At 69.6% G+C, this 7,778-nt stretch carries 10 protein-coding genes and 7 tRNA genes; 7 read left to right on the forward strand and 10 right to left on the reverse strand.

Annotated features, from left to right (window positions below):
• Nucleotides 1-14 precede the first annotated feature (14 nt).
• Nucleotides 15-434: a hypothetical protein gene (locus tag AB0K28_RS40580; RefSeq protein ID WP_345409058.1), complete on the reverse strand. Its 420-nt coding sequence runs from the start codon at nt 432-434 to the stop codon at nt 15-17.
• 152 nt (nt 435-586) lie between these two features.
• Here AB0K28_RS40580 and AB0K28_RS40585 point away from each other — a divergent pair, with 152 nt between their 5' ends.
• Nucleotides 587-958, forward strand: coding sequence for a YciI family protein (locus AB0K28_RS40585; protein ID WP_345409060.1), 372 nt, complete (start codon nt 587-589; stop codon nt 956-958).
• Nucleotides 955-2,193, forward strand: a complete 1,239-nt coding sequence (locus tag AB0K28_RS40590) for a sigma-70 family RNA polymerase sigma factor (protein WP_364380902.1) — start codon at nt 955-957, stop codon at nt 2,191-2,193. Before AB0K28_RS40585 ends, AB0K28_RS40590 begins: the two co-directional genes overlap by 4 nt.
• Here the strand turns inward: AB0K28_RS40590 and AB0K28_RS40595 are convergent.
• The 9 genes from AB0K28_RS40595 to AB0K28_RS40635 all read right to left on the reverse strand — a co-directional run bounded on the left by AB0K28_RS40595 (nt 2,160) and on the right by AB0K28_RS40635 (nt 4,350).
• A complete protein-coding gene (locus AB0K28_RS40595; protein ID WP_364380905.1) occupies nt 2,160-2,552 on the reverse strand; it encodes a hypothetical protein in 393 nt (130 codons plus the stop codon). The two genes, AB0K28_RS40590 and AB0K28_RS40595, sit on opposite strands and share 34 nt — an antisense overlap.
• Nucleotides 2,553-2,665: 113 nt before the next feature.
• A tRNA-Cys gene (locus AB0K28_RS40600) sits at nt 2,666-2,735 on the reverse strand.
• Between the two features lie 19 nt (nt 2,736-2,754).
• Nucleotides 2,755-2,835: transfer RNA gene (locus AB0K28_RS40605), tRNA-Tyr, on the reverse strand.
• 6 nt (nt 2,836-2,841) lie between these two features.
• Nucleotides 2,842-2,917: transfer RNA gene (locus AB0K28_RS40610), tRNA-Arg, on the reverse strand.
• A 2-nt stretch (nt 2,918-2,919) separates the two neighbouring features.
• Nucleotides 2,920-2,992: transfer RNA gene (locus tag AB0K28_RS40615), tRNA-Glu, on the reverse strand.
• A gap of 1 nt (nt 2,993) precedes the next feature.
• Nucleotides 2,994-3,069 (reverse strand) — tRNA-Leu (locus AB0K28_RS40620).
• A gap of 1 nt (nt 3,070) precedes the next feature.
• A tRNA-Gly gene (locus tag AB0K28_RS40625) sits at nt 3,071-3,145 on the reverse strand.
• Nucleotides 3,146-3,149: 4 nt separating this feature from the next.
• Nucleotides 3,150-3,220: transfer RNA gene (locus AB0K28_RS40630), tRNA-Ala, on the reverse strand.
• Between the two features lie 311 nt (nt 3,221-3,531).
• The gene (locus AB0K28_RS40635) at nt 3,532-4,350 is read right to left on the reverse strand and encodes an SDR family NAD(P)-dependent oxidoreductase (protein ID WP_364380908.1); all 819 of its coding nucleotides are present in this window, start codon (nt 4,348-4,350) and stop codon (nt 3,532-3,534) included.
• 128 nt (nt 4,351-4,478) lie between these two features.
• On the opposite strand from AB0K28_RS40635, the gene AB0K28_RS40640 reads away from it, so the two are divergent.
• The 5 genes from AB0K28_RS40640 to AB0K28_RS40660 form a co-directional block, all read left to right on the forward strand.
• A complete protein-coding gene (locus tag AB0K28_RS40640) occupies nt 4,479-5,069 on the forward strand; it encodes a TetR/AcrR family transcriptional regulator (protein ID WP_345409068.1) in 591 nt (196 codons plus the stop codon).
• Between the two features lie 82 nt (nt 5,070-5,151).
• Complete coding sequence (locus tag AB0K28_RS40645; RefSeq protein WP_364380912.1) at nt 5,152-5,919, forward strand: class I SAM-dependent methyltransferase; 768 nt, start codon at nt 5,152-5,154, stop codon at nt 5,917-5,919.
• Nucleotides 5,920-5,998: 79 nt separating this feature from the next.
• A complete protein-coding gene (locus AB0K28_RS40650; protein ID WP_364380915.1) occupies nt 5,999-6,481 on the forward strand; it encodes a hypothetical protein in 483 nt (160 codons plus the stop codon).
• Nucleotides 6,482-6,695: 214 nt separating this feature from the next.
• Nucleotides 6,696-7,433 (forward strand): helix-turn-helix transcriptional regulator, encoded by a 738-nt coding sequence (locus tag AB0K28_RS40655; RefSeq protein WP_364380917.1) that lies wholly within the window; start codon nt 6,696-6,698, stop codon nt 7,431-7,433.
• Nucleotides 7,434-7,444: 11 nt separating this feature from the next.
• Nucleotides 7,445-7,778: NADH-quinone oxidoreductase subunit H (locus AB0K28_RS40660; RefSeq protein WP_364380920.1), on the forward strand; the 334-nt coding region annotated here is incomplete at its 3' end.

Consider the following 7,778-nt stretch of genomic DNA (forward strand, 5'->3'; position numbering starts at 1 on the left):
CCGCACCCGTCCGGCTACTTCCTGGTCATGGTGGAGGCGTAGCCGCCTCCGCCCGGGTAGACCCACTCGCCGGTGAGGGTGGTGTCGTCGGCGCTGAACGTGCCCTCGAAGTACGCCGGGCCGCCCTTCGCGCCGCCCCAGATGGTCAGCTTGTCGCCGGTCAGCTCGTACACGTAGTCGAGGGTGTTGCCCTCCGCGTCGTAGAAGCGCGACACGACGTCCTCGCCGGCCGGTTCGCCGAACGGGCGCGGGTGGCCGATCACCTCCATGCCGGTGACCTGCTGGCCGTACTGGGTGAGCTCGACGTGCTGGAGCAGGAAGAAGCCGCCGGGCATCCACTCGTACCGTACGGTTCCCTCGGCGCCGCCGGTGATCGTCCAGGTGCCGACGAGGCGGTCCAGGGCCTTCATCGCGGGGGTCGGCTGGTTGGTCATTTTGTCCTCCTTGGTGGGTGCTTGCTGATACCTCGGAGGCGGTCGCCGGTCTTCGACGTCTTGCCGCTGTGATGTGGATCACAGCGAGGGCGCGTCGAAATCCTGGTAGCGGTGACGAGGTAGCGAAAAGAACCGTCGATCAGAGGAACATCGTGAAATATCTGCTGCTCAGCTACACCCCGGCCGCCGCCTGGGACGCCGCGACCGCCGACACGCCATCGGAGGAGGCGCTGGCCGCGTTCGCCGCGTACCAGAAGTTCGAGGAGGAGCTGATCGCGACCGGCGAGTTCGTCACCAGCGAGGGGCTCGGCCATCCGGTGGTCAGCACCACCGTGCGCAAGGGCGCGGACGGCGTGGTGGCGACCGACGGGCCGTTCGCCGAGCTCAAGGAGGTGCTCGCGAGCTTCGCCGTGATCGACGTCGCCGGACGGGAGCGCGCCGTCGAGATCGCCTCGCGGATCGTGGAGGTGCTGGGCGAGCCGATCGAGATCCGCCCGATCATGGGCGACGACTTCGCGGCATGACCGGGGTGGAGCAGCTGCTGCGTACGGAGGCGCCGCAGGTCCTGGGTGCGCTGGTACGCCGTTTCGGGCACTTCGACGTCGCCGAGGACGCGGTGCAGGAGGCGCTCCTGGTCGCGAGCCGTACCTGGGCGGCCGACGGCGTACCGGAGAATCCGCGCAGCTGGCTCATCCGCATCGGCTACCGGCGGATGGTGGACCTGCTCCGCTCGGAGCAGGCCAGGCGCCGCCGCGAGCACGAGGCGGGCGTCGCCGAGCTGGCCATGCAGGAGCCGTCCCGGCGCTCCGACCCACCGCAGGAGGCGGACGACAGCCTCGCGTTGCTGCTGCTCTGCTGCCATCCCGCGCTGAGCGCCACCTCCCAGGTGGCGCTCACGCTGCGGGCGGTGGGCGGGCTGAGCACCGCCGAGATCGCGCACGCCTTCGGCATGACGGAGGCCACGATGGGTACGCGGATCAGCCGCGCCAAGCAGCAGCTGGCGCGCGCCGGCGCCCGGTTCACCCCGCCGAGCGGCGCCGACCGCGCCGGCCGGGTGGCCGCCGTGATGCGGGTGCTCTATCTGATCTTCAACGAGGGCTACACGGTCTCCGCGGGTGATCGGCTCGCCCGGGTCGATCTCACGGGCGAGGCGATCCGGCTGGCTCGCATGCTCCGCGACTCCCTGCCGGACGATGCCGAGGCGACCGGGCTGCTCGCGTTGATGCTGCTGACCGACTCGCGGCGGGCCGCGCGTACGGGCGATCATGGCGAGCTGGTGCCGCTGGAGGAGCAGGACAGGGCGCGGTGGGACCCGGGGTTGATCCGCGAAGGCACCCGGCTCATCGACGCGGTCTGGTCTCGGCGGGAGGTGGGCCCGTACCAGTTGCAGGCCGCCATCGCGGCCGTGCACGCCGCCGCCGAGACGCCGGAGCAGACGGACTGGCCGCAGATCGCGGCGCTGTACCTGTGGCTCGAACGGCTCAGCCCGACCGCGCCGGTGCGGCTGAGCCGGGTGGTGGCGGTGGCGCAGGCGTACGGGCCGGTGCGCGGGCTGGCGCTGCTCGACGACCTCAACCGCCGGCACCGGCTGGACGAGGACCCGCTGACCCGGCAGCGCGAACGCGCGGTGCGCGCCCACCTGCTCCAGCTGACCGGCGACCCGGCGGGCGCGGCGCGGCTGTATCGCGAGGCCGCCGCCCTGACCGGAAACCAGGTGGAGCAGCGCTATCTGCTCGAGCGGGCGGACCGCCTCGGCTGAGGCGCTCTCTCCGGCCAGTCGCGGTGCGGCAGATAGGCGAGCCGCCACATGATGACCCCGGCCCAGATCAGGCCGTATCCGGGAATGAGCAGCATGAAGACATCACGGAGCCGATAGGAGACGCGCTCGACCACGAAAGCCAGGGCGAGCATGCTCAAGCCCGGGCACAGAGAGAATCCGACCAGATCGGAGAGCACCGTCATCTCCGCATCTCCCCTGGCCTGCGCCACAGCTTTGTACAAGGCGAACGGCACCAGGATGAAAAGTCCGTAGAGGCCGACCGCCGAAACCACGCGCACCACCGTCGATACGGGCTTGCGCCCCTGCGAGGAAGGACCCTCAGTCTTCGCCGTCTCCACCTTCTCCGCTGCCGAAGCCTCCCTCGCTCGAGCCGCCCGAGTATCCGGTGCCGCCGTCGCGATAGCGGGACTTACGATATCGCCGATAGGCATTTCTGGGGATGTACTCATCGAGACGCAGGCGAGAGTCGAACTCGCACGAATCGGCTTTGCAGGCCGACCTCCGCACCGGCGAACTGCGCCAAGCCTCTTTGAGAGGCGGTGCGCGAGGACGGAGTCGAACCGCCACAGCCGAAGCGCCCGGTTTACAGCCGGGTGGGCTCACCAGGTGCCCAGCTCGCGCATGACGTGGCCCCAGCAGGATTCGAACCTGCGACGGACCCGGCTTCGTAGGCCGGCGCTCTGATCCATTGAGCTATGGGGCCCGTACCCCGTACCGGATTCGAACCGGCGATCTCCCGGGTGAAAGCCGGGTGTCCTGACCACTGGACGAACGGGGCCTGGTACGTCCGGCGGGATTCGAACCCGCACCGTCCGGTTCCTGAAACCGGTGCCTCTCCCGTTGGGCTACGGACGCGTGGAGCCGCAGCGGGGACTCGAACCCCGTCCTGCTGGTTGGAAGCCAGCTGCCTTACCTGTTCGGCCTCTGCGGCGACGTGGACCGACGGAATCTCGAAACCCGAACTCCTGCTTGCAAGGCAGGTGTGATGCCTTTTCACCATCAGCCCATGGTGCTCCACTGTGGAATTGTCAATCGGCAAAAGGAAAGGCCGCCTGGTGGTCACCTGGCGGCCTCCGGAATGCTCCTCTTCGAGGTTTACCCGGAAGCCTCGCGCAGCAGGGCGCAGCCCAGCGCGGCAAGCCGGCGACAGCGGCGCCGTTCCTGCCCGAGTGCGGCGGCTGCGAGAAGCATGGCTGGCCTTTCCTTGTCGCTGATCGACGGAGGGGGCGACCCCTCTTGCTTTCCTGAATGACACTAACGGCGGGCCCGACGGCCGTGCCACTTATTTATTGGGACGTACGAGCCCGCCGAATAGTTTCATCCGGGCGCGAGGCGGCTGAGTCGTTCCCAGGCCCGGTATTGCTCGATCCGCGCCTGCTCCATTTGCAGCACCATGTCGTAGGAGGCGCCGCCGACGATGAGCCGCACCGGCGGCTCGGGCAGGTCGAGCAACTCCATGACGGCGGGCACGGCGGTGCTCGGGTCGGGGCCGGCGTCGTCGCCCCACATCTCGGCGAGCTTGGCGCGCAGCTCCGCATACAGCGGGTCGGGCTCGGTCATGGTGGTGCCCACCGTGAACAGGCCGGTGTCGTAGCCGCCCATCTGCAGGATGGTGACCTTGATGCCGAACGGCTCGACCTCCATGGCGGCCGCCTCGCTCACCGAGTTGAGCGCGGCCTTGCCCGCCGCGTACATGCCGGTCGAGGCGAAGCCGCCGCTCGCGCCCATCGAGGTGACCTGGAGGAGGTGGCCGGAGCCCTGGGCGCGCAGGTGCGGCACGACGGCCTGGGTGACCCAGACGGCGCCGAAGAAGTTGACGTCGAAATGGGCTCTGAGCTGCTCCTCAGTGGCCTCCTCCACCATTCCGAGCAGCAGCCCGCCCGCGTTGTTGAGCACGACGTCGAGCCGGCCGAAGGCGGCCACGGCTTGTTCCACGCCCTTGAACACTGCCGCGCGGTCGGTCACGTCGAGCGGCAGCCGTACGAGAGCATCGGGGTGCTTGTCGGCCAGCTCCGCCAGCGGCTCCACGTTCCGTGCGGCTGCGACGACACGGTCTCCGGCGGCCAGCGCCGCCTCGGTGAAGGCCCGTCCGAGGCCCCGCGACGCACCGGTGATGAACCATACTCGGGTCAACATGCACTCCTTGATCAGCATTTACGAGACGAGACGGCCCGTCTCGCTTCGAGATGCCTCAACTATGAGGCCCGCGCGCACCGCTGTCAAGACGGACCGTCTCGTCTCGCTGGAGTGCTATGCTGCCTCGCATGCCCAAGCACCCCGACCCTGCACGCCGCAGTGAGCGCTCCCGCCAGGCGATCCTCGACGCCGCCCGCGAGCTGGTCTCCGAGGTGGGTTACGCCAAGGTCTCCATCGAGGCCATCGCCGCCCGGGCCGGCGTCGGCAAGCAGACGATCTACCGCTGGTGGCGTTCCAAGGGCGCGGTGATCTTCGACGCGTTCCTTGCCTTGAGCGAGGCGGACGAGGGCGGCATGGCGCTGCCCGACACCGGCGACATCGAGGCCGACCTGAAGACGGTGATGCGGGCCACGGTGGCGGAGTTCGCCGACCCGGCGTTCGAAGGCCCGATCAGGGCGCTCACCACGGAGATCATCAACGACCCCGGCCTCGCGGCGCAGTACCGCGAACGCCTGGCCGCCCCGGTGGACGAGGTCAAGAAGGCCCGGCTGCGCAGCGCCCAGCAGGCCGGCCAGCTCGCCGCCGACCTCGACCTGGGGGTGGCTCTCGAGCTCCTGTACGCCCCCCTCTTCCAACGCTGGATCTACCGCTCAGGCCCCCTGACCCCCGACTACGCCGACACCCTGGTGGACCTCTTCCTCAAGGCCACCCGCCCATGAAAGCCGACATTCAGGGACGGACGGCCCTGGCTGTCCTGTCAGCGGCGTGGACGTGCCTGTCAGGGGTGGCAAGGAGGCGGCCATGACGAGTGTCTATGACAACGAACGCCTGGCGGCCGGTTACGCCTTCGACCGTCCACCCGTGCATCGGCGGATCCTCGAATCGGCTCGCCTCGAGAGCCCGGTCGGCCGGGCCTTGGACATCGGGTGCGGCGCGGGCGTGTCCACGGCCGCACTCGTACCGTGGGCCAGGCAGGTCGTCGGCGTGGAGCCGGTCCCCGCGATGCTCGCCCACCGGCGGGCCGTCGCGCCGTCCGCTCGCTTCGTCGTCGGCACGGCGGAGGCACTGCCGTTCGGGGCGGCTTCGTTCGGCCTGGTGACCGCCGCCGGCTCGCTGAACTACACCGACCTGCCGCCGGCCCTCGCCGAGGTGGCCCGCGTCCTGACCTCCGACGGGGTCTTCCTCCTGTACGACTTCGCCAAAGGCCGCCACTCCCCCACGACCGACGCATTGGCGGCCTGGTTCGCGGTGTTCGAGCAGCGCTTTCCCGGTTCCTCCGGCTGGCGGCCGCTCACCGTGGCGGAACTGCCCCTCGCCGGGACGGGCCTGCGCCTGCTCGACTGCGCCGATGTGGAGGTTCCTGTGCCGATGACGTTCGACGGCTATCTCCGCTACGTGCTGGGTGAGGTCGGCGTCGCGAATGCCATCGCGCGTGGGGACGACAGCGCCGAGCGGGCGCGCGAGTGGTGCCGGCGAACGCTCGCGGAAGTGTTCTCGAGCGGGGACGTGGTCGTGGTCTTCCGCGGCTATCTGGCCACGCTGGTCCCGGCCGATGACGGGCGGCGCTGAATCATCTGGTGATCAGAAACGTGATCGTGCGGAGAACCTTCGGTGATGTGGCGGCATCAAAGCAGACATGATGAAGACGATGATCGGGGCTTCGCTCCTCGCCGGTTCGCTGCTGGTCTCCGGTGCCACCGCGGCGGTGGCGGAGGTGAAGGCGCCGACGCTGGGCCCGCACGGGTACGGTGCCGTCAAGCTGGGGATGACGGCCGAGCAGGCTCAGGCGACGGGGGGCGTGGTCAAGAAGCTGTCGGGCGGCTCCGGCTGCTCCGGCTGGGATCTCAAGCGGTTCAGGACGCCGAAGAACTCGGTGGGCGTCTACATCTCGCCGCGCGTGGGGCTGGCGGCCATCTTCGCCGCGAAGGGCATGAAGACGCCGCAGGGCATCAAGATCGGCTCCACGGCCAAGCAGCTGAAGGCGGCGTACCCGCGGGTCAAGAAGAACTTCCACGGCTACTACGTGACCGCGGTCCCGGGCAACAAGAAGGCGTACTACAGCTTCACCGTCTCGCGCGGCAAGGTCACCGAGTACGGCATCGCGCTCCACAAGCAGGACTGCTTCAACTAGCGACAGACCGAGGCATACCGGCGCTCATCGAGGAGCGAGGCGCTCGCGCAAGGACGGGGGAGGACCTGCGGGGGCGCCTCCGCCGTACCGGTCCTTCCAGGTGTCGAAGGCGGGCACGCGGCTTAGAGTGATCGCGACAGGTCAGCCTCTCTCGATCGGGGGTTCGATGGCGGTCCATTCGCTGCCGGCGGAGGCGCGGGCGAAGCCTTTGCGGATGGTCGCTCGTACGGCGCCGCCGCATCTGCGGCCGTACGTGCTGGGCTGGGCGAGCCACCGCGTCTCGGCGACGGCGCCGCCGCCCAGCAGGATGTTGCCGCTCAACGCGGCCACGCTGATCATCGACTGCACCGGTCTGCCCGCGGTCCTCACCGGCCCGCGCAGCGTGGCGTCCCCCGCGGGCGAGGTGGGCTGGTACGACGGGGTGGCCGTCGGGCTCACGCCGGCCGGCATGTCGGCCTTGCTGGGCACCTCCATGCGTGACCTCGCCGACACGGCCGTTCGCCTGGAGGGGGCGCGGGTGAAGGAGCTGGCCGAGCGGCTGGCCGCCGCCCCGTCCTGGCAGGGGCGCTTCGCGGTGCTGGAAGAGGTGCTGACGGCGCGGGCGCGTCCGGCCGACGACGACGCGCTGATCATGTACGCCTGGCGGCGGCTGCAGGCGCCGGCCGAAGGGCTCACCGTCACGGCCCTGGCCGCTGAGCTGGGTGTCAGCCGGCGCTATCTGGAGCTGGGGTTCCGCCGGGTGGTGGGGTTGTCGCCCAAGACGGTCGCGCGCGTCGCCCGGTTCCAGCGGGCCATGGAGGTGCTGCGGCGGCCCGGGGCGACGCTGAGCGCGGCGGTCGCGTGCGGGTACGCCGACCAGTCGCATCTCAGCCGCGAGGTGCGGGGGATGACGGCGCTGACGCCGAAACAGCTGTTCGCACTTGTTCAAGACGTGGATCGTCTCTCCGCCTAGCATCGCCGCTCATGATGCTCACCGTGCAGGCCGGCCCCACTCTGGCCGACTTCGGCAAGGACCCCTTGTGGATCACGATCGTCAAGGCCGTGACGCTGTTCGTCTTCCTATCCCTGAGCGTGGTCTTCGGGGTCTGGTTCGAGCGCAAGCTGATCTCACGCATGCAGCACCGGTACGGCCCCAACCGGGCGGGCAGGTTCGGCATCCTGCAGTCCGTGGCGGATGCGATCAAGATGGGGCTGAAGGAGGGCATCTTCCCGCGGACCGTGGACAAGGTGCTCTACCTGCTGGCGCCGGTCATCATGGTCGTGCCGGCGTTCCTGGCCTTCTCGATCGTGCCGTTCG

Origin of the sequence: Nonomuraea sp. NPDC049504 (assembly GCF_040676845.1) — a bacterium.
Taxonomy (GTDB): Bacteria; Actinomycetota; Actinomycetes; order Streptosporangiales; family Streptosporangiaceae; genus Nonomuraea; species Nonomuraea salmonea.

Excerpts from the sequence above, each read along its gene's own strand:
- AB0K28_RS40655 (WP_364380917.1), top strand. The coding sequence starts at position 6,696 with ATGGTCGCTCGTACGGCGCCGCCGCATCTGCGGCCGTACGTGCTGGGC.
- AB0K28_RS40580 (WP_345409058.1), bottom strand. The coding sequence starts at position 434 with ATGACCAACCAGCCGACCCCCGCGATGAAGGCCCTGGACCGCCTCGTC.
- AB0K28_RS40590 (WP_364380902.1), top strand. The coding sequence starts at position 955 with ATGACCGGGGTGGAGCAGCTGCTGCGTACGGAGGCGCCGCAGGTCCTG.
- AB0K28_RS40640 (WP_345409068.1), top strand. The coding sequence starts at position 4,479 with ATGCCCAAGCACCCCGACCCTGCACGCCGCAGTGAGCGCTCCCGCCAG.
- AB0K28_RS40635 (WP_364380908.1), bottom strand. The coding sequence starts at position 4,350 with ATGTTGACCCGAGTATGGTTCATCACCGGTGCGTCGCGGGGCCTCGGA.
- AB0K28_RS40650 (WP_364380915.1), top strand. The coding sequence starts at position 5,999 with ATGATCGGGGCTTCGCTCCTCGCCGGTTCGCTGCTGGTCTCCGGTGCC.
- AB0K28_RS40645 (WP_364380912.1), top strand. The coding sequence starts at position 5,152 with ATGACGAGTGTCTATGACAACGAACGCCTGGCGGCCGGTTACGCCTTC.